Genomic DNA, 253 nt, shown 5'->3' with positions numbered 1-253 from the left:
GGACAAAAATTATCGTTGCCTTTTGCAGAACCTTCGATAGAAGGAAGGGTAGAGCATATTGATACGGTTCTTAATTATCCCATTGTATTTGTCCATGTTGCCGTACTTCCGGAACGCGTACAATCTGTGAAACAACAATTGCAAGCCTTATCTCGAGAACGACATTGCTCTGTACCCATGGAGTGGAAAGGACAATCGATAACTGCGCCTGTCGTTGTTCGCATCGGAGATGAAGTTATCGGAGGGAAAGTAG

At 44.3% G+C, this 253-nt stretch carries 1 protein-coding gene; it reads left to right on the top strand.

Features of this window, described 5'->3' with window-relative positions:
- Positions 1–253: hypothetical protein (locus tag PPOP_RS24935; protein ID WP_006288308.1), on the top strand; the 253-nt coding region annotated here is incomplete at both ends.

The sequence above is a fragment of the Paenibacillus popilliae ATCC 14706 genome (assembly GCF_000315235.1).
Classification (GTDB): Bacteria; Bacillota; Bacilli; order Paenibacillales; family Paenibacillaceae; genus Paenibacillus_B; species Paenibacillus_B popilliae.
The sequence above is the reverse complement of the archived record's forward strand: the minus strand, read 5'-3'. Positions and strand labels throughout refer to the sequence as shown.